This window comes from Streptomyces sp. MGP-P1 (genome assembly GCF_057766565.1).
The window spans coordinates 336,745-355,567 of the sequence record NZ_JBYMEM010000001.1 but is presented as its reverse complement, the minus strand read 5'-3'; the positions used below and the strand labels follow the sequence as shown (position 1 = coordinate 355,567).

Below are 18,823 nucleotides of genomic sequence, written 5' to 3'. Positions count from 1 at the left end.
TCAGCTGCCTCCGAGCCGGAACAGGGAGCCCGCGGTCCGCGCGAGCACGCACGCGTCCTGCCACAGCGACCAGGTCTCGATGTAGCGGTTGTCGAAGCGGGCGCGCTCCTCGATCGAGGTGTCGCCGCGCAACCCGTTCACCTGGGCCAGACCCGTGATGCCCACGGGCATCCGGTGGCGGGCCTGGTAGCCGGGATGGGTGCGGCTGAACTGCGCCACGAAGAAGGGCCGTTCGGGACGCGGGCCGACCAGGCTCATATCGCCCCGCAGGACGTTCCACAGCTGCGGCAACTCGTCGAGGGAGGTCCGGCGCAGCACCCGGCCGACGCGGCTCATCCGCCCGTCGGACGCGACGTTCCAGCGGGTGGCCGACTCCTGGACGTCGGCGGGCCGCAGCGTACGGAACTTCAGCAGGACGAAGGGGCGCCCGTGCCGGCCGACGCGTTCCTGACGGAAGATCACGCCCGGTCCGTCGGAGAGCCGCACGGCCAGGGCACAGACCGCCATCACCGGGGCCGCCAGCAACAGTCCGACCGCGGCCAGGGAGGCGTCCATCGCCCGCTTCGCCCCGTGGCCGACAGGACGGTCCGTCCCGTCGTTCAGCGGCTGGACGGCGAAACCCCACAGGTGATCGGGGCGGCCTTCCGCCGGGGGCCCCGCGACGGCGCCGGGACCGGTGACCAGCCACACCCGGCAGCCGTGAGCGGTGAGCAGAGTGAAGAGGGCGGCGCCGTCCGGGGTGGCCTCGGGCGGCGCCGTGAACACCGCGTGCCGCACGCTGTTCTGGACGACGGCCCGCCGCACCTCCTGGGGCGCGGCCAGGACCGGCAGCGGCACGGGGTCGGAACCCGTCGGCTGCTTCTCGTCCCCGGATGCCGGGGGCGCGACCAGACCGACCGGCCGCAGTCCGTAGGCGGGGTGGTCGTACAGGGCGGCCGTCACCTGACGGGCCAGTGGCCCCTGACCCACGACGAGCGTGGACAGCGGACGGCGGACCGCGGCCCACCGGCGCGCCCGGTACACAGCCGCGCGTCCCGCGCAGGTCAGCACGGTCTGCGTGGCGGCCCCGTACGCCAGTACGGTCCAGCCGATCGCCTGTTGCGGGGCCCAGGCGGCCAGCACCTCCATGGTCACGTACCACTGGAGGAGGGTGAGGCCGAGCAGGGCGGGGAGTTCGGAGAGGACCGAGGGGGACAGACGCATCCGGTGCAGGCCGCGTCGGGCGAAGATCAACACCTGCGCCACCGCCTGGACGGCCACCAGCGTCCAGGGCCACGGGGCCGGGACGACCAGGGCGAACGTCACGGCCGGCGCCAGGACGTCCACGCACAGGAGCGGCGCGAGACGGCCGTACCGGACGGTTCGGCGCTTGCCGGGCTGTGCCCGCGCACCGCCGCCGCTTCTTCGCGGCGGATGAACCGTGTGAGCCTGCACGGCTGTTGCCTGACCAGCGCCGGGAACCGGTGCACTCTCCATCGTCATCGCTCGGTGCGCTTCCTCGTGGGGCCGGACACGCCGACCAGTTCCTGGTAGAGACCGGCAACGGCCCCCGCGGTCCGTCGGACGTCGAAGGCCGCCCGGGTGTGGCGCAGGGCCCGGCGGGACAGCGCATCGCGCAGCTCCCGGTCGGCGAGCAGGGCGGTCAGCGCCGCGGCCAGTGCCGCCGGATCCTCCGGAGGCACCAGACAGTGGGCCTCGTGACCGGGCGGCAGGCTCTCCCGCGCCCCGTTCACGTCGGTCATCACGACGGGGCGCCCGCAGGCCATGGCCTCCAGCGGGGCCAACGCCATGCCCTCCCAGCGGGAGGGCAGCACGAGGACGTCCGCCGCGTGGATCCACGGCCGCACGTCCTCGCAGGCTCCGGTGAACAGCACGCCCGGCGGGGCCGACGCCTCCAGCCCGTTTCGGTCGGGTCCGTCCCCCACCAGCACCAGACGGGCCCCGGCCGCCGGCATCCGGCGCCAGGCGCGCAGCAGCACGTCCTGCCCCTTCTGCCGGGTGAGCCGGCCGACGCAGACGACCAGCGGGGCGTCCGCGTCGGCGCCCTCCAGCAAGGGCAGCGAGGCGCGGGCCTCCGCACGGTCCCCGCTTTCGCCGGGACGGAAACGGTCGAGGTCGATGCCGTTGTGGATGACCGACCAGCGGGCGGCGATGCCCGCCTCCTGTCCGGTGCGGCGTTCGGACTCGCTGACGCACAGGATGTGATCGGCCCAGCGCGCGCCGAACCGCTCCCAGCCGAGCGCGAGTTCCGCCGTGCGCCCGCCGACCGCCTCGAACGACCAGGCGTGCGGCTGGAACACGGTGGGGATCCGGCCGCGCACCGCGATCCGGCCGGCCAGTCCCGCCTTGGCGCTGTGGGCGTGCACCACGTGCGGGCGGCTCGCGCGGACGATCCGGCGCGCGGCGGCCACCTCACCGGCCAGCCGGGGCCCGGGGGCACGGGTGACGGACCAGCCGTGGACCTCGGCGCCCGCGGCCGCCGCCCCGATGGCCAGCGGGCTGCCGGGCGGGCAGGCCACCACCGGGCGCAGCCCGGACCCGGCCTGGGCCCTGACGAGATCGGTGACGACCCGGGCCACTCCGCCGTCCACGGGTTGAACCAAATGAAGGACCGTCAATTGGCTTTCTTCAGTACGACGCATGTGCAGCACGCACGGCTCTCTTCGCTCAATCCGGTGAGTAAAGCCGAAGTGCACTTTGGCAGAGTTATGGGGAAATCGTGCGCGTGACTCGCTCATACGACCACAGGGGGATGACGCGGGAAGGAGGGCCGTTCGGGTGGTCGCGCAGCAGATCGGCGCATGACCGTCGGCCCTTCACGGGCAGCAGGTGAAAGGGCTTGCCGAGAGTCCTGGTACGGAATGGCGGAGATGATCCGTACGCATCCGCCGCTTATATCTTCGGCCGTTTCCGGCATACCGTACTGCGCCGATCGCCGCACCGGATGGCGGCACCATCTATCGGCCGACTAGGCCGTTCTCGTGGTGGCGGACGGAGTGGCGAAAAGGACGGTCGCCGCGTGCGCCACGATTTCCACCTCGTCGCCCAGAGCCCATTCCGCGACCCGTGACGCCATCGCCGCCGGCACCACGTCACTGATGTCCGGCGCGGCCGGAATGTCGTACGTGGCGTGGGCGTCATGGGGCAGGACGACCCGGTAGTCCAGCTCCAGGGCCCGGCGGGCGGTGGCGAGCACGCACATCTCCGACATCACCCCGCACACGGCGAGCGCCCGGACGCCCGCCGCTCGCAGCTCGGCCTCGAGCGACGTCTCGTCGAAACCGTCGTCCTCGCTCTTGCGGATCACCGTCTCGGCCGGCCCGGTGCGCACGGGCAGGTGCAGCTCCCACCCGGGCGTCCCCGGCTCGTCCGGCTGCCCGGCCGGGCCGTCGTTCTGCAGGTGGACGACGAGCGCCCCGGCTTCCCGGGCCCGCCCGATCAGATCCGTCACCCGGTCCAGCAGCCGGGGCGCGTCGGGCACGGCCGCGTCCCCCGCGACGAACGCCGACTGGACGTCGACGACGAGCAGCGCCGTGACGGGAGCGGGAAGAGTAGTCACGCGGGGGAGTCCTCACGTCTTCGTGGCGGGTGCGTGGGCGAAGGCACGCCCGGGCCCATCGTGCCCTACGCGGGACCGTGGCCGCCCGCCGTTTTCCGGCGGGCGGCCACGGGTCAGCCGGTGCGCTCCACGAGGTACGGGATCAGCGTGAGCAGGTCCCCGCGCGCGCCCTCCGCCAACGGAACCCGGTCCAGACAGGCGCGGGCCGCCGCCAGGTGCTCGTGCGCCTCGGCGACCGCGGCCCGCCGCCCCCCTGCCTCGTCGATCAGCTCGGCCGCACGGCGCGCCGCCCGGTCGTCGAGCGGCCCGGCGGAGGTGAGCAGCGCATCGAGACGCCGGGCCGCCGGGTGGTCGGCTGACAGGGCCGCGAGCACCGGGTACGTCTTCTTGAGCCGCCGCAAGTCGCTGTGCACCGGCTTGCCGGTCACCTGCGGATCGCCCCAGATCCCGAGCAGGTCGTCCACCGCCTGGAACGCCACCCCCACATGCCGCCCCGCCTGGTCCAGCGCCTCGACGGTGCTCGCCGGGGCGTCGGCCAGCACCGCGCCCAGGGCAGCGGCGCAACCGAGCAGGGAGCCCGTCTTGTGGGTGGCCATCGACCGGTACTCGTGCGGCAGGACCGCCCCGGGCCCGGTCCACGGCCGGGACTCGAAGAGCAGGTCCTGCGCCTGACCGTGCACCAGATCGCCCAGCGCGCCCGCCAGTCGCCGGACCGCCGCCGCGCCGCCCGGCCCGGGAGCCTCCGCCAGCGTGGAGACGGCCAACGCGAACAGGGCGTCCCCCGCGAGGACCGCCGGGCCCGTGCCGTACGCCTTCCACAGCGTCGGCCGACGACGACGTGTCTCGTCCCCGTCCATGATGTCGTCGTGGATCAGGGAAAAGGTGTGGATCAGCTCGACGGCCACCGCGCCCAGCAGCGCGTCCGACCCGCTCCCGCCCGCCGCCTCCGCGCCGAGCACCGCGAGCGCCTGGCGGACCCCCTTGCCCTGCGATCCGGGCGCCGGCTCGCCGCCGGTCCCGCTCCAGCCCAGCGAGAAGGCCGCCGTCTCCGCGTGCCAGGGGTGCAACCGCCCCACCGACTCCACCAGGGCCGGACGCACCAGTTCGCGGCAGCGGTCCAGTATCTGCGGTGCGCTCGCCCGGCTGGTCGTGGAGAGCGTCATCGGCGACCGTCGCTCTCGCCCGCGGCGGCCGGTCCCACGCCGAGTTCGGCGTACGCCTTCTCGACCATCTCCTGGGCGTTGAGCAGTCCGATCCGGCTCAGCCTGCAGCGCAGTTCGTCCAGCTCGGCGGCGGTGGCTTCGCGGTCCCGGCCGAGCCTGGCCCGCGCCTTGACCAGGCCGAGCGAGGCGAGCGCCTCGCCCCGAGGCTCGTCCATCGCGCGGAACTCGCCGAGCGCCTGCTCGTAGACCTCGCGCGCCTCCTCGTACCGCCCGGCGCGGAACAGCACGTTGGCCCGCATCTTGTGGTTGTAGGCGAGGGCGCTGGAGAGGTTCATCTCGCGGCAGGTCACCTCGGCCTCGGAGAGCAGGTCGAGTGCGCGCCCGGTCGCCCCGTCCCGGAGGGAGACGATGTCCGCGATGCCGCGCAGGGCCCACGCCCGGCCGCGCCGGTCGTCCGCGTCGCCCGCCAGGACGGCCGCCTCCTCGAACATCTCCAACGCGGTGTCCAGCGAACCGGTGTTGCGGTGGATCTGCGCGATGCCCTCCAGCGCCCAGACGGTGTGCCGGGCCTCGCCCCGGGCACGGGCCTCGGCCAGCAGCTGTTCGTGCAGCGTGGCGACGGTCGCGTAGTCGCCCTGGATCCGTCCGGTCTCGGCGAGGCCGGCCAGCGAATAGCCCCGGGCGACCACGTCCCCGCCCCGCTTCCCCAGCTCCGCGGCGAGGCCGAGCAGCCTGAACGCGAGGCGCAGCGAACCGCGTTGGCGGGCCAGCGTGCCCCCGCTCCACAACGCCCACGCCATCGCCCCGGTGTTCCCGGCCCTCCGCGCGGCCCGGTAACTGGCCTTCCACGCCCGATCGGCCTCCGCGACCTGTCCGAGCCTGCGGTGCGCCTCGGCCACGGCGAGGCCCGAGCGCGCCACCTCCTCCTGCGATCCGGAGAGCTCGGCCTGCCTCAAGTGGCGTACGCCTTCGGCCAGTACGTCGGTGAGGGAGGCGTTCACCGACATCTTGGTGAGTGCTCCCTGGTACTCGGGCGCCAGTGCCTTGGTCTGCATGGGGGCCTTCCGCGCGGTGCCGGGCCGCAGCACGCTGACTATACCTTCCATGTATACGCGGAGAGTATAGTCCAGCGATCGTGCACGCCCGGATCTTGTGGGGGTTGGGCGCCGCACGTCACACGTGGCGCACCGTCCTGTCATGGATCAAGACGGCGGCCGGGCGAGGAGGGTTGCTCGGGAAGCCCAGGTCGTTCCGCATTCCCGCCGCGCGTCACCTTCTACGTTCTCCCCGTGCGCCGCAGGTGGCGTACGGCCCGCCGGGCCACCGGGCCGAGTTCGTCCAGCACCCCGGCCAGTTCGGCGAGCTGCTCCAGCGCGGCGAAGGCACGTCCGGCCCCCGCGGGGTCGAGGCCTCGTACAGCTCCAGGCCCGCGAACGACCCGCCCACGGCGCTTGCCAGGCCCACCGGGTCGGTGAACTCGCCCAGCGGCGAGTCCGCCAGGATCCGGGTGAGGGCCTTCTCGAACCCGGCGGTGCACAGGTCGAGCACGGATGCTCCAGGCGGGCGCGGAGGGACGGGGCGACGGCGGGACGGCCGGGCGGTCTGCGCAAGCAACGGCGGGCGGCCGTTCCTCGGCTCGGCACCCCACGCGACATCCTGGTACCGAGAACCGGCCGCGACGTCCCGTTCACCATCGAGAACGTGCCGTCCACCGACGCTCACGACCGGAAAACCGTGACCTTCGTCCAGACGTTCACCCTGATCAACGCCTCTGTGTACCGGCCCACGCGTGCCCCGGGTCGACCACGAAGGGGTTGAGCGGGTGCTCGACCTCCTCCGTGCCAGGACGCCACCAGAGGGGGTGAGCACTCGCTCAACCCCTCGAACGGCGGCCCCCGACGCGCGACGGAACCGCCGCCGCGCTCGAATGGACGGGTGACGGCGCCCCCGGACGACTGCCTCGCCCGCAACGAGTGGATCTGCGGGGCCTACCTTTCCAGCCGCCGCGAGATCCTCATGGACGCGGTGCTGCAACACCTCCAGCTGACGGCCGCCTCGGTGGCCATCGCGCTCCTGCTCGCCGTCCCCCTGGCGGTGGCCGCCCGTCGGTGGCGCTGGGCGGCAGGGCCGGTGCTGGGCCTCACGACGATCCTGTACACGATCCCGTCGCTCGCGATGTTCTCCCTGCTGCTGCCGCTGTACGGACTCTCGGCCGCGCTGGTGATCGCCGGGCTCGTCCTCTACTCCCTGACGCTGCTCGTCCGCAACATCCTGGCCGGGCTCCGGGCCGTCCCCGAGGAGACCCGCCAGGCCGCACGCGGCATGGGCTACGGGCCGCTGCGTCTGCTCATCGCCGTGGAGCTCCCGCTCGCCCTGCCCGCCGCGATGGCCGGGCTGCGCATCGCCACCGTATCCGCGGTCTCCCTGGTCACCATCGGGGCGATCGTCGGCCACGGGGGACTCGGCAACCTCATCTACTCCGGCATGAACACCTACTTCAAGGCCCAGGTGCTCACCGCCTCCGTCCTGTGCGTCGTCATCGCCGTCGCCGCGGACCTGCTGCTCCTGGGAGCGGGACGGCTGCTGACCCCCTGGCCCCGGAGGCGGGCGTGAACACACCCGGCAGGGGGGCGCGGACGTGAACACCCTCTCCGACACCTGGTCCTGGCTCACCACCGCCGCCCACTGGTCCGGCCCCGACGGCGTCTGGAACCGGCTCGGCGAACACCTCTACCTCACCGTCGTCTGTCTGCTCATCAGCTGCCTGATCGCGCTGCCCGTCGCCCTCGTCCTCGGCCACCTCGGCAAGGGCGGCGCGCTCGCCGTCAACCTCTCCAACGTCGGCCGCGCCGTGCCCACCTTCGCCGTACTGGTCCTGCTGCTGCTCACCCCCATCGGGACGCACGGGCAGTGGTCGACGGTCATCGCGCTCGTGCTCTTCGCCGTGCCGCCGCTCCTCACCAACGCCTACGTCGGAATGCGCGAGGTCGACCGGGACGTCGTCCGGGCCGCCCGGGGCATGGGCATGACCGGCCGCCAGCTGCTGCTGGGTGTGGAGCTGCCGCTCGCCCTCCCGCTGATCCTCACCGGCGTGCGGATCGCCGCCGTCCAGCTGGTGGCCACCGCCACCATCGCGGCGCTGGCCGGCGGCGGGGGACTGGGCCGGATCATCACCGCGGGCTTCAACCTCGCCGCCACCCCGCAGGTGGTGGCGGGGGCGATCCTGGTGGCCGCCTTCGCCCTCCTCGTCGAGAGCCTCTTCGAGGCGGGGCAGCGTCTCGCCCCCCGGCGCGACCGGGAGGCAGCATGAGCCGCGCCCGCCGGGCCCTGGCCGCGCTGGCCCTCCTCGCCGCCACGGCCTGCACGGCGGGCCCGGCGCTGGAGAACCAGGGCGAGGTCACCGCACCGCCCGGCGACAGCGAGCACCTCACCGTCGGATCGGCCGGCTTCACCGAGAGCGACCTGCTGGCCCAGCTGTACGCGCTGCTCCTGGAGCACGCCGGGTACTCCGCCGACATCATCTCCGTGACCAATCGCGAGATCTACGAACCGGCCCTGGAGAACGGCCAGATCGACGTGGTGGCGGAGTACGCGGCGACCTTCGCCGACTGGCTGAACGCCAAGGCCAACGGGGCCGACGCACCCCCGGTCGGATCGCCCGACCTCGCCACCACCATGAAGGAGCTGCGCTCGCTCGCCGCCCCGCGCGGACTCACCGTCCTCGCCCCCGGCCGGGCCGTCGACCAGAACGCCTTCGCCGTCACCGCCGCGTACGCGAAGGAACACGGACTGAAGACCCTCAGCGACGTCGGCGCCGCGAAACTGCCCGTTCGACTGGCGGCGGGCGACGAATGCGTCCAGCGGCCCTACTGCGCCCCCGGCCTGCGCAGGACGTACGGCATCGACGTCGTCGCCGTCGACCCGAAGGGCGTCGGCACCACCCAGGCCAAGCAGGCGGTGCAGAGTGGTCAGGACCAGATGGTCCTGACCACCACGACCGACGCCACCCTGGACCAGTTCGGCCTCGTCCTGCTGGAGGACGACAAGAAGCTCCAGAACGCCGACTACGTCGTCCCCGTCGTCAACCGCGCACGCGCCGGGAGCACCGGGGTGCGCGACGCCCTCGACCGGCTCAACACCGTGCTGACCACCGCCGACCTGGCCTCGATGAACGAGCAGGTCGACAGCTGGCGCAGGCTGCCCGAGGACGTCGCGCGCACCTACCTGGAGTCGAGGAAGCTCCTCCCGAAGGACTGAGCCGCCCGACGGCTCAGGAGGCGGGCGGCGCCGGGGGCCAGGGCACACCGGCCAGCAGGGGCAGGAGGTGCTCCTCCTCGTAGTCGAGGTGGGCGGTCAGGTCCGCGGTCATCCGGGCCAGTTCGGCGCGGAAGCGGTCCGGCTCCGCGACGGCGACGTCGGCCAGATGGGCCGCGAGCGCCGACTGGACGGCCCCGATGCTCCGGTGCTCCTCCCGCAGCCGGTCGAAGACGTGCCCCAGCTCGGGGTGGTAGCCCTCCATCGTCGGGAACATGTGACCGCCCTCGGCCGTGTGGTGGAACTCCAGGGCCTGGCAGAACGCCAGACAGCGCTGCCGGATCTGGAGCCCGAGACCGGGTGCGGGCGCCTCGCCCCCGCCCTGGTGTGCGGCCCGCGCGGCGAAGTGCGCCTCCGTCTCGTCGTGCACGTGGCGCAGTTGGCCGCGCAGCCAGGTGTGCACCTCCACCAGCTTGTCGGCGAGCGAATTGATCGCGGGGGCCGTCGCGTCGCGCTCGGGCAATTCCAGGACCACGACCGGCAGCACCCGGTCCGTCGCGTCCTGGTAGTCCGCGTACCCGGGCGCCTCGGCGACGACCCGGGCGAAGAGTTCGTCGCGCCGCTCCCCTTCGGCGGGTACGGCGAGGGACTCGAACTCCTCGTCCCCCAACTCGACCCGCACGGTGGGACGGGCGAGGAGATTGCGGTACCAGTCGGGATGGAGCGGTGCGCCGAGGTTGGAGCCGACGACGAGCAGCGAACGGCCGTCGCGCACGTATCCCAGTGGTGTGGTGTGCGGCTTCCCGGAGCGGGCTCCGGTGGTGGTGAGCAGCAGGAGGTCGGCGCCCTCGAAGGGGCCGCCGACCTTCCCCGCGGTCGCGCGGAATTCGGTGATGACGGACTGCTGGAAGGCATGGGACATGGAGGTTCTGGGTCTCCCGGAAGGAAAGCGGGCGGCGAAGGCCCGGCGTCGCGGGGGTGCGCGCCCGCGGCGAAGCGTTCGGAGGCTGCGGTGCTCAGAGGCAGGGGGCGATGAGTGGACTCACGGCGTCATCCCTGGGAAGAAGGTGCTGGCTTGACCGCCGGCCGGCCCAGATCTCTTTGGCCGACGTCACGCTGCACGCACCCATCACAACCCGGGCGGTGCGGGTCTGTCAACGCGAGGAGGGGCAACGCCGAAAAGGCGTTGCCCCTCCTCCGGACGGCTGCGACGCTTCCGGCCATGCCCGCTGAACAAGAGACCCTCGCGCAGCCGTCGCGGACCCCTCGGACCTCCCGGGTCGAAGCGCTCTTCTCGCACGGCCGCCTGGTCGCGATCCCGCGCAGGGAGGCCCGGCGGGGGCAGTTGCTCGTGCACCTTGCCGACACCCTGTTCGAGCGGGAGCGCTCGTACACCGAGCGCGAGGTGAACGACGCCCTCCTCACCGTTCACGAGGACTGCTCCGTGCTGCGCCGGTACCTCGTCGTGGCGGGGCTGCTGGTCCGGCCCCGGGACGGCAGCAGCTACCGCCGCGGACGCTGACCGGCGCAGGTGGGCGGGCCGGAAGTCAAAGACCCCGGCCGCGCGGATCCGCCACCCCCCTACGCGTCCGCCACGGAATCGAACTCCACCTCGTCACGGCCCACCCCCTGCGCGTCGGCGTCCACCGACCGGCGCAGCGCCTCGTGCAGCTTGGCAGGGGTCAGCACCCCGAGGAACCGGGCCCCGTCCAGCACCGCCACCCACCCCGCGTCGTGCTGGAGCATCTCGCTGAACGCCTGCTTCAGCGGGGCCCCGACCGGCACCCACGCGTCCATCCGGCGGGCCAGACCACCCACCGTCCCCTCCTCCCCGGCCGACCGCAGCGCGTCCGCCGACACCCAGCCGTGCAGCTCGCCCGCGCCGTTCAGGACCACCGCCCAGCGGGCCCCCGCCGCCGCCAGCCGGGCCGCCGCGGCCCCCGCGTGCTCCTCCAGCCGGGCCACCGGCGGCTCCTCCAGGTCCTCCGGCTCGATCGCCGTGACCGACAGCCGCTTCAGCCCCCGGTCGGAACCCACGAACCGGGCCACGTACGGGGTCGCCGGGGTGCCGAGCACGGCTGCCGGGGTGTCGAACTGCTCGATGCGCCCCTGCCCGTACACCGCGATCCGGTCGCCCATCCGTACCGCCTCCTCGATGTCGTGCGTCACCAGGAGCACCGTCTTGCGCACCCGCTGCTGGAGCGCCAGGAACTCGTTCTGTAGCCGCTCCCGCACCACCGGGTCCACCGCGCCGAACGGCTCGTCCATCAGCAGCACCGGCGGATCCGCCGCGAGCGCCCGCGCCACGCCCACCCGCTGGCGCTGCCCGCCGGAGAGCTGCGCCGGATAGCGCGAGCCGTACGTCTTCGGGTCCAGGCCCACCAGGTCCAGCAGCTCCGCCGCCCGCTCCCGGGCCCGTGCGCGCTTCCAGCCGACCAGCGCCGGGACGGTCGCGGTGTTGTCCAGGACGGTCCGGTGCGGGAAGAGGCCCACCTGCTGGATCACATAGCCGATCCGGCGGCGCAGCTTCACCGGGTCGATCCCGGAGATGTCCTCGCCGTCCACCAGGATCCGGCCCGAGGTCGGCTCGATCAGCCGGTTCACCATCATCATCGTGGTCGTCTTGCCGCAGCCGGACGGTCCCACCAGGGTCACCAGCTCGCCCTCCGCCACCTCGAAGGACAGCCCGTCGACCGCCGTCGTCCCGTCCGGATAGACCTTGCCGACCTGCTCGAACCGGATCATGCCTGAACGCTAGGAGCCCTCCGGCCGCACCGCACACGGGCCGGGACCGTCCGGGGCACCCCCCCGGCGACCCCTTCGCCGGACCGGTGCGGCCATGTGCTGAACTGGCCCTTTCGCCCGGATCAGTCCGCACCCGGATTCAGGAGTTCCCGTGATCAGTTACCGGCAGCCCGGCGTCGTCCTCACCGACCGGCGATTCACCGTGCCCCTGGACCACAGCGACCCCGGCGGCGAGCAGATCGAGGTCTACGGCCGGGAAGCGGTCGCCACCTCCCGGGCCGGCGAGGAGCTGCCCTGGATGGTCTACCTGGAGGGCGGCCCCGGCTTCGGCGCGCGCCGGTTCGTCGGCACGGAGGCCTGGCTCGGCCGCGCCCTGCGCGAGTTCCGGGTACTCCTCCTCGACCAGCGCGGCACCGGACTGTCCACCCCGGCCAACCGGCAGACCCTCCCGCTGCGCGGCGGCCCGCGCGAACAGGCCGACTACCTCGCCCACTTCCGCTCCGACTCCATCGTGCGCGACTGCGAGCTGATCCGGCAGCGGCTCACCGGCGGAGCGCCCTGGACGGTCCTCGGCCAGTCCTTCGGCGGCTTCTGCGCCGTCCGCTACCTCTCCTCGGCCCCCGAGGGCCTCGCGGCCATCCTGATTACCGGCGGACTGCCCTCGCTGGACGCCCACGCGGACGACGTCTACCGGGCCGCGTACCCCCGCGTCGAACGCAAGGTCGCCGCCCACTACGCCCGCTACCCCCAGGACGTCGAGCGCGCCCGCGCGATCACCGCGTACCTCGCCGAGCACCGTCCCGAGAGCGCCGGACACCGGCTGACGCCCGAGGGCTTCCAGTCGCTCGGCATCATGCTCGGCTCGGGAAGCGGCAGCCACCAGCTCCACTACCTGCTGGAGAACGCGTTCGTCCGCACCCCGGGCGCCACCGAACTCTCCGACGCCTTCCAGGAGGCCATGCGCACGGCCGCCTCCTTTGCCGGGCATCCGCTGTACGCCCTGCTCCACGAGGCCATCTACGGGCAGGGCGAGCGCCCCACCGCCTGGGCCGCAGAGCGTGTCCGCGCCGAGTTCCCCCAGTTCGACGCGGCGACGGCGCTGGCGGGCGACGGCCCGGTCCTCTTCACCGGCGAGACCATCCACCCCTGGCACTTCGACGTCGACCCAGCCCTGCGCCCGCTGCGCGAGACCGCCGAGCTCCTGGCGCAGCGCACCGACTGGCCCCTGCTGTACGACCCCGAGCGGCTCGCCGCCAACGAGGTCCCGGTCGCCGCGGCCGTCTACCACGACGACATGTACGTCGACACCGCGGACGCGCTGCGCACGGCGGCGGCGATCCGGGGGCTGCGGACCTGGGTGACGGACGAGTACGAGCACGACGGCGTGCGCGCGGGCGGCCCCCGCGTCCTGGACCGGCTGCTGGCGCTGGTCCGCGACGAGGCCTGACCGGCCGGGCGCGCGCCCGGCCCCGGGGCCGGCCGTTCGTGGACCGGCCGGCCCCGTCGGGTCAGCGCTGGAGCTCCTCCAGCGTGGCGTCCAGGTCGCCGGCGGCACGCGGGGCCCGGTTGTGCGGCAGCTTCGAGAGGACCGCGGCCATCCCGCACGTGTTGCTGAGCGCCGAGTACACCAGGCCCGTGCCGACGCCCGCGGACAGCCAGCGCGCCGCCGGGAAGCGGATGCCCGCGACCAGCCCAGCCACCACCAGCGAGCCCGCCGCGAGCCGCACCTGACGCTCCATGGGCCAGGTGGCGCGCGCGCCCTCGGGGCGGTCCAGGCCGCGGCCGTCACCCTCCCAGGCCGACGTGCCGCCGGTCAGCGTCACGGCCTCGATGTCCGCTCCGGAGAGGATCTCGCAGGCCCGGGTGGAGCGGACCCCGGAAGCGCACACCACCAGCAGCGAACCGCGCGCGGAGGCGGACTTGAGCGCGGGCAGCGCGTCCGGCAGCTTGTCGAGCGGGATGTTCAGGGCGCCGGGAACGTGTCCGGCGGCGTACTCGCCCGGAGCCCGCACGTCGATGACGGTGAACTCCTCCAGACGGGCTGCGGCCTGGGCGGGGGAGAGGGATGCGGGGCTGGGCACGAGCGGGTTCCTTTCGTTCGCCGGATCGGCTGGGTGCGGGGCGCCCCGCACCCAGCCCGGACGGGCCGGGCGGTCGTGTTCGCGGTGACCGTCACCGGACTCCAGCCTCGCATGCCCGGCGCCGGGGCCGGGGAGCCTGCCGTGCCGATGGTGCGTGGGGAGCCTGCCGTGTCGACGGTGCGTGGGGAGCCTGCCGTGCCGACATTGCGTGGGTAGCCTGCCCGTATGACGTCGCAGCGACTCGAACCCATGCCCGTCGACTGGCAGCGCGCACTGGCCGTGGTCGCCCACCCCGACGACCTGGAGTACGGAGTGGCCGCCGCCGTGGCGGAGTGGACAGACGGCGGCCGTGAGGTCGTCTACCTCCTCGCCAGCCGCGGCGAGGCCGGGATCGACACGCTGTCGCCCGAGGAGTGCGCGCCGGTGCGCGAGCGGGAGCAACGGGCGAGCGCCGCCGTCGTCGGCGTGCGGACCGTGGAATTCCTGGACCACCGCGACGGCGTGATCGAGTACGGCACCGGCCTGCGCCGCGACATCGCCGCGGCCATCCGCCGGCACCGCCCCGAACTGATGGTCACCCTCAACCACCGGGACACCTGGGGCGTGGTCGCCTGGAACACCCCCGACCACCGCGCGGTCGGGCGCGCCGCCCTGGACGCCGTCGCCGACGCGGGCAACCGCTGGATCTACCCGGAACTCGGCGAACGGGGACTCGACCCGTGGGACGGGGTGCGCTGGACCGCCGTGGCGGGCAGTGACCGGCCCACCCACGCGGTCGACGCGACCGCGGGTCTCGAACGCTCGGTCCGGTCGCTGCTGGAGCACCGCACGTATATCGAGGCGCTGACCCAGGAGGACCCGGAGCGCTACTGCCGGACCTTCCTGGAGGGCATGGCCCAGGACGCGGCCGAGCGGTTCGGCGGCCGCCCCGCGGTCACCTTCGAGGTCTTCGCCCTCTGACCGTATTGACAAACCGGCTTGCCGATCCTGCAATGGCCGCATGAAGGAACACGACCGGGACGACCCGGAACTGGAATCCGTCCTCTCCGGTGTCGGCCCCCGCCTGCGACGGCTGCGCAAGGACCGCGGTGTCACCCTCGCCGCGCTCTCGGCAGCCACCGGCATATCCGTCTCCACGCTCTCCCGGCTGGAATCCGGTGGCCGCCGCCCCAGCCTCGAACTGATGCTGCCGATCGCCCGCGCCCACGAGGTGCCGCTCGACGACCTGGTGGGCGCCGCACCCGTCGGCGATCCGCGCGTGCGGGCCAAGCCGATCGTCCAGCACGGCCGGACCATGCTGCCGCTGACCGCCCGGCCGGGCGGCCTCCAGGCGTACAAGCTGATCCAGGAGCCCGGCAGCGGCGGCCCGCCGGAACAGCGCACGCACGAGGGGTACGAGTGGCTGTTCGTGCTCTCCGGGAAGCTGCGGCTGCTGCTGGCCGAACACGATCTGGTGCTGGAGCCGGGCGAGGCCGCCGAGTTCGACACCCGGCTGCCGCACTGGTTCGGCCCGGCCGAGGACGAGACGGTGGAGTTCCTCAGCCTGTTCGGTCCGCAGGGCGAGCGCATGCACGTGCGGGCGAAGCCGAAGCGCGCCTGAGGCCAGGAGCCTTTGGAGCCCGGGCCCGAGGTGTTCCCATATCGGCAAGCGACCGCTTAGTATGCGGCGCAGCAGTGGTAATGCCGACCGCGGCAGCGGTTGAAGCCGACAGTGTTGTGGAGGCCCCTCATGCAGGCATGGCGAGTGCACCGGAACGGCGAGCCGGGCGAGGTGATGCGGCTGGAGGAGACGGGCCGGCCCACGCCCGGCGACGGGCAGGTGCTCGTCGAGGTCCGCGCGGCGAACGTCAACTTCCCCGACGCCCTGCTCTGCCGGGGCCAGTACCAGGTGCGGCCGCCGCTGCCGTTCACCCCGGGCGTCGAGGTGTGCGGGACCACCGAGGACGGGCGCCGCGTCCTCGCCACCCCGGCCCTGCCCCACGGCGGCTTCGCCGACTACGTCGTCGCGGACGAGGCGGCCCTGCTGCCCGCCCCCGACGCGCTGGACGACGCCGAGGCGGCCGCCCTGCACATCGGCTACCAGACCGGCTGGTTCGGCCTGCACCGCCGCGCCCGCCTCCAGCCCGGGGAGACCCTCCTCGTCCACGCGGCGGCCGGAGGTGTCGGCAGCGCCGCCGTCCAGCTCGGCAGGGCGGCGGGCGCGAAGGTCATCGGCGTCGTCGGCGGCCCGGAGAAGGCGGCGGTCGCCCGCGACCTCGGCTGCGACCTGGTCATCGACCGGCGGAGCGAGGACATCGTCGCCGCAGTGAAGGACGCCACCGGCGGGCGCGGCGCGGACGTCGTCTACGACCCGGTCGGCGGCGACGCGTACGCCAAGTCCGCCAAGTGCGTCGCCTTCGAGGGGCGCATCCTCGTCGTCGGTTTCGCCAGCGGCGTCGTCCCCGCCCCGGGCCTCAACCACGCCCTGGTGAAGAACTACTCCGTCGTCGGACTGCACTGGGGCCTGTACAACACCAAGGACCCGGCCGCCGTCCGCGCCTGCCACGACGAGCTGACCGAGCTCGCCGAGCAGGGCATCGTCAAACCCCTGGTCAGTGAGCGCGTCGCGATGGCCCGAGCGGCCGACGCCGTCCAGCGCGTCGCCGACGGCACTAGCACCGGCCGCATTGTCGTCCTCCCCGGAGGTCCCCGATGAGCCCCGCAGTCGACGCCGCCGAGGTCCGCCGCCGTACCCGCGAGCTGCTCGCCGCGCACCCGCCCGCCACCACCGACCGCACCGACTTCCTGAGGGCCCGCTTCGACGCGGGCCTGGCCTGGGTCCACTACCCGGTGGGCCTCGGCGGACTCGACGCGCCCCGCTCCCTCCAGCAGGCCGTCGACACCGAACTCGCCGCCGCCGACGCCCCCGACAACGACCCACGCCGCATCGGCATCGGCCTTGGCATGGCCGCGCCCACCATCCTGGGCTTCGGCACCGACGAGCAGAAGCGCCGCTTCCTGCGCCCGCTGTGGGTGGGGGAGGAGGTCTGGTGCCAGCTGTTCAGCGAACCCGGCGCCGGATCCGACCTCGCGGCCCTCGCCACCCGGGCCGTCAGGGACGAGAGCGGCGACTGGATCGTCGACGGCCAGAAGGTCTGGACGTCCAGCGCCCACCTGGCCCGCTGGGCGATCCTCATCGCCCGCACCGACCCGGACCTGCCCAAGCACCGCGGCATCAGCTACTTCATCTGCGACATGACCGACCCCGGCGTCGAGGTGCGGCCCCTGCGCCAGATCACCGGCGAGGCCGAGTTCAACGAGGTCTTCCTCACCGGCGTACGCATCCCCGACAGCCACCGCCTCGGCCCCGTCGGCGAGGGCTGGAAGGTCGCCCAGACCACCCTGATGAACGAGCGTGTCTCCATCGGCGGCTCCCGCATCCCCCGCGAGGGCGGCATGATCGGCCCGGTCGCCAGGACCTGGCGCGAGCGCCCCGAACTGCGCACCCCCGACACCCACCAGCGCCTGCTGACCCTCTGGGTGGAGGCCGAGGTCGCCCGGCTCACCGGCGAGCGGCTGCGCCAGCAGCTCGTCGCCGGACAGCCGGGACCCGAGGGCTCGGGCATGAAGCTCGCCTTCGCCCGGCTCAACCAGGAGATCAGCGGCCTGGAAGTTGAACTGCTCGGCGAAGAAGGCCTGTTGTACGGCGACTGGACCATGAGCCGCCCGGAGCTCGTCGACTTCACCGGGCGGGACGCCGGCTACCGCTATCTGCGCTCCAAGGGCAACTCCATCGAGGGCGGCACCAGCGAGGTCCTGCTGAACATCGTGGCCGAGCGCGTCCTCGGCCTGCCCTCCGAACCGCGCAACGACAAGGACGTCGCCTGGAAGGACCTGAGCCGATGACCACGCCCGCCCAGCCCCCCGCCACCCCCGACCTGCTCTACTCCAGGGACGAGGAGGACCTGCGCGCCGCCGTGCGCGCCCTCCTCGCCGACCGGGCCGACGCGCCGACGGTGATCGCGGCGACCGAGTCCGACACGCCGTACGACCAGCGGCTGTGGTCCTCGCTCGCCACCGGCATCGGCGCGGCCGGACTCCTCGTGCCGGAGGAGCTCGGCGGCCAGGGCGCGTCCCACCGAGAGGCCGCCGTGGTCCTGGAGGAGCTCGGCCGGTCCGTGGCCCCCGCCCCGTATCTGACCAGCTCCGTCGTGGCCACCGAGACGCTGCTCGCCCTGGGCGCCGAGAACGGTCCGGCCCCAGCGCTCCTGGGCGAGCTGGCCTCCGGCGCCCGTACGGCCGTGCTCGCCGTGCCCTTCGCGACTCCGCCCGCCGGGGTTGACGCGGTGCTCGCCTCACTGGACGGGACGGTACGCGGCGTCGCCGACGCGGCGGTGGCCGATGTGCTGCTGGTGCCGACCGCCGAGGGGCTGTACGCAGTCGAGGCCACCGACCCCGGCGTCGCCGTACAGCCGCTCGTCCCGCTCGACCTGACCCGGCCGCTGGCCGCCGTCACCCTGACCGGGGCCGCCGGGACCCTGCTGGCGAACGCGGACGCGAGCGCCACCGCGGTACGGCGCGGACTGCTCACCGGGGCCGGACTGCTCGCCTCCGAACAGCTCGGCCTCGCGGAGTGGTGTCTGACCGAGACCGTCCGGTACACCCGGGAGCGCCACCAGTTCAACCGGCCCGTCGGCTCGTTCCAGTCGCTCAAGCACCGGATGGCGCAGCTCTGGCTGGAGGTCGTCTCGGCGCGCGCCGCCGCCCGCAACGCCGCCGACGCCCTCGCCACCAGCAGCCCCGACGCCCCGCTCGCGGTCGCGGTGGCCCAGGCGTACTGCTCCGGCGTCGCGGTCCACGCCGCCGAGGAGTGCGTACAGCTGCACGGCGGGATCGGCATGACCTGGGAACACCCGGCGCACCTCTACCTGAAGCGCGCCAAGGCCGACTCGATCGCGTACGGCACGGCGGGCGGCCATCGTCAGGCCCTCGCGGAGCTGGCGGAACTTCCGGCTCCCTAGGGGGCCTAGGGCCTGTCTTCA

General features: G+C 73.6%; 19 protein-coding genes and 1 pseudogene. 11 read left to right on the top strand and 9 right to left on the bottom strand.

Annotated features, from left to right (window positions below; all coding sequences use genetic code 11):
* The 6 genes and pseudogenes from AC3CH1_RS01595 to AC3CH1_RS01570 form a co-directional block, all read right to left on the bottom strand.
* Window positions 1-1,326: a sugar transferase gene (locus AC3CH1_RS01595; RefSeq protein WP_488461180.1), complete on the bottom strand. Its 1,326-nt coding sequence runs from the start codon at window positions 1,324-1,326 to the stop codon at window positions 1-3.
* Window positions 1,327-1,478: 152 nt separating this feature from the next.
* Complete coding sequence (locus AC3CH1_RS01590; protein ID WP_488461179.1) at window positions 1,479-2,651, bottom strand: glycosyltransferase; 1,173 nt, start codon at window positions 2,649-2,651, stop codon at window positions 1,479-1,481.
* A gap of 317 nt (window positions 2,652-2,968) precedes the next feature.
* Window positions 2,969-3,559, bottom strand: a complete 591-nt coding sequence (locus AC3CH1_RS01585; protein ID WP_488461178.1) for a cysteine hydrolase family protein — start codon at window positions 3,557-3,559, stop codon at window positions 2,969-2,971.
* A gap of 113 nt (window positions 3,560-3,672) precedes the next feature.
* Window positions 3,673-4,722: a polyprenyl synthetase family protein gene (locus tag AC3CH1_RS01580; RefSeq protein WP_488461177.1), complete on the bottom strand. Its 1,050-nt coding sequence runs from the start codon at window positions 4,720-4,722 to the stop codon at window positions 3,673-3,675.
* Window positions 4,719-5,777 (bottom strand): tetratricopeptide repeat protein, encoded by a 1,059-nt coding sequence (locus AC3CH1_RS01575; protein WP_488462119.1) that lies wholly within the window; start codon window positions 5,775-5,777, stop codon window positions 4,719-4,721. Before AC3CH1_RS01575 ends, AC3CH1_RS01580 begins: the two co-directional genes overlap by 4 nt.
* A gap of 221 nt (window positions 5,778-5,998) precedes the next feature.
* Window positions 5,999-6,276: pseudogene (locus AC3CH1_RS01570) on the bottom strand (TetR/AcrR family transcriptional regulator); the annotation flags it as partial.
* A 48-nt stretch (window positions 6,277-6,324) separates the two neighbouring features.
* Between AC3CH1_RS01570 and AC3CH1_RS01565 the strand changes: the two are divergent.
* The 4 genes from AC3CH1_RS01565 (at window position 6,325) to AC3CH1_RS01550 (ending at window position 8,979) form a co-directional block, all read left to right on the top strand.
* Window positions 6,325-6,540 carry a DUF4166 domain-containing protein gene (locus AC3CH1_RS01565; RefSeq protein WP_488462118.1) on the top strand — a complete coding sequence of 72 codons (216 nt, stop codon included), beginning with the start codon at window positions 6,325-6,327 and terminating at the stop codon, window positions 6,538-6,540.
* Window positions 6,541-6,657: 117 nt separating this feature from the next.
* Window positions 6,658-7,335 carry an ABC transporter permease gene (locus AC3CH1_RS01560; RefSeq protein ID WP_488461176.1) on the top strand — a complete coding sequence of 226 codons (678 nt, stop codon included), beginning with the start codon at window positions 6,658-6,660 and terminating at the stop codon, window positions 7,333-7,335.
* Window positions 7,336-7,360: 25 nt separating this feature from the next.
* Window positions 7,361-8,032: an ABC transporter permease gene (locus AC3CH1_RS01555; protein WP_488461175.1), complete on the top strand. Its 672-nt coding sequence runs from the start codon at window positions 7,361-7,363 to the stop codon at window positions 8,030-8,032.
* Window positions 8,029-8,979, top strand: coding sequence for an ABC transporter substrate-binding protein (locus AC3CH1_RS01550; RefSeq protein WP_488461174.1), 951 nt, complete (start codon window positions 8,029-8,031; stop codon window positions 8,977-8,979). Before AC3CH1_RS01555 ends, AC3CH1_RS01550 begins: the two co-directional genes overlap by 4 nt.
* A gap of 13 nt (window positions 8,980-8,992) precedes the next feature.
* On the opposite strand, the gene AC3CH1_RS01545 is transcribed toward AC3CH1_RS01550, so the two are convergent.
* Complete coding sequence (locus AC3CH1_RS01545) at window positions 8,993-9,898, bottom strand: nitroreductase/quinone reductase family protein (RefSeq protein WP_488461173.1); 906 nt, start codon at window positions 9,896-9,898, stop codon at window positions 8,993-8,995.
* Window positions 9,899-10,198: 300 nt separating this feature from the next.
* Here AC3CH1_RS01545 and AC3CH1_RS01540 point away from each other — a divergent pair, with 300 nt between their 5' ends.
* Window positions 10,199-10,498: a DUF2087 domain-containing protein gene (locus AC3CH1_RS01540; RefSeq protein WP_488461172.1), complete on the top strand. Its 300-nt coding sequence runs from the start codon at window positions 10,199-10,201 to the stop codon at window positions 10,496-10,498.
* A 59-nt stretch (window positions 10,499-10,557) separates the two neighbouring features.
* Here AC3CH1_RS01540 and AC3CH1_RS01535 read toward each other — a convergent pair whose 3' ends face one another.
* Window positions 10,558-11,721, bottom strand: a complete 1,164-nt coding sequence (locus AC3CH1_RS01535) for an ABC transporter ATP-binding protein (protein WP_488461171.1) — start codon at window positions 11,719-11,721, stop codon at window positions 10,558-10,560.
* Between the two features lie 151 nt (window positions 11,722-11,872).
* On the opposite strand from AC3CH1_RS01535, the gene AC3CH1_RS01530 reads away from it, so the two are divergent.
* Window positions 11,873-13,168, top strand: coding sequence for an alpha/beta fold hydrolase (locus AC3CH1_RS01530; RefSeq protein ID WP_488461170.1), 1,296 nt, complete (start codon window positions 11,873-11,875; stop codon window positions 13,166-13,168).
* Window positions 13,169-13,229: 61 nt separating this feature from the next.
* Here AC3CH1_RS01530 and AC3CH1_RS01525 read toward each other — a convergent pair whose 3' ends face one another.
* Window positions 13,230-13,802, bottom strand: coding sequence for a rhodanese-like domain-containing protein (locus AC3CH1_RS01525; RefSeq protein WP_488461169.1), 573 nt, complete (start codon window positions 13,800-13,802; stop codon window positions 13,230-13,232).
* A 225-nt stretch (window positions 13,803-14,027) separates the two neighbouring features.
* On the opposite strand from AC3CH1_RS01525, the gene AC3CH1_RS01520 reads away from it, so the two are divergent.
* From AC3CH1_RS01520 to AC3CH1_RS01500, 5 genes are all read left to right on the top strand, one after another.
* Window positions 14,028-14,762, top strand: coding sequence for a PIG-L deacetylase family protein (locus tag AC3CH1_RS01520; protein WP_488461168.1), 735 nt, complete (start codon window positions 14,028-14,030; stop codon window positions 14,760-14,762).
* Between the two features lie 40 nt (window positions 14,763-14,802).
* The gene (locus tag AC3CH1_RS01515) at window positions 14,803-15,402 is read left to right on the top strand and encodes a helix-turn-helix domain-containing protein (protein WP_003964368.1); all 600 of its coding nucleotides are present in this window, start codon (window positions 14,803-14,805) and stop codon (window positions 15,400-15,402) included.
* Between the two features lie 129 nt (window positions 15,403-15,531).
* Window positions 15,532-16,497, top strand: coding sequence for an NADPH:quinone oxidoreductase family protein (locus tag AC3CH1_RS01510; protein WP_488461167.1), 966 nt, complete (start codon window positions 15,532-15,534; stop codon window positions 16,495-16,497).
* A complete protein-coding gene (locus AC3CH1_RS01505) occupies window positions 16,494-17,687 on the top strand; it encodes an acyl-CoA dehydrogenase family protein (protein WP_488461166.1) in 1,194 nt (397 codons plus the stop codon). Before AC3CH1_RS01510 ends, AC3CH1_RS01505 begins: the two co-directional genes overlap by 4 nt.
* The gene (locus tag AC3CH1_RS01500) at window positions 17,684-18,802 is read left to right on the top strand and encodes an acyl-CoA dehydrogenase family protein (RefSeq protein WP_488461165.1); all 1,119 of its coding nucleotides are present in this window, start codon (window positions 17,684-17,686) and stop codon (window positions 18,800-18,802) included. Before AC3CH1_RS01505 ends, AC3CH1_RS01500 begins: the two co-directional genes overlap by 4 nt.
* Window positions 18,803-18,823: the final 21 nt, after the last annotated feature.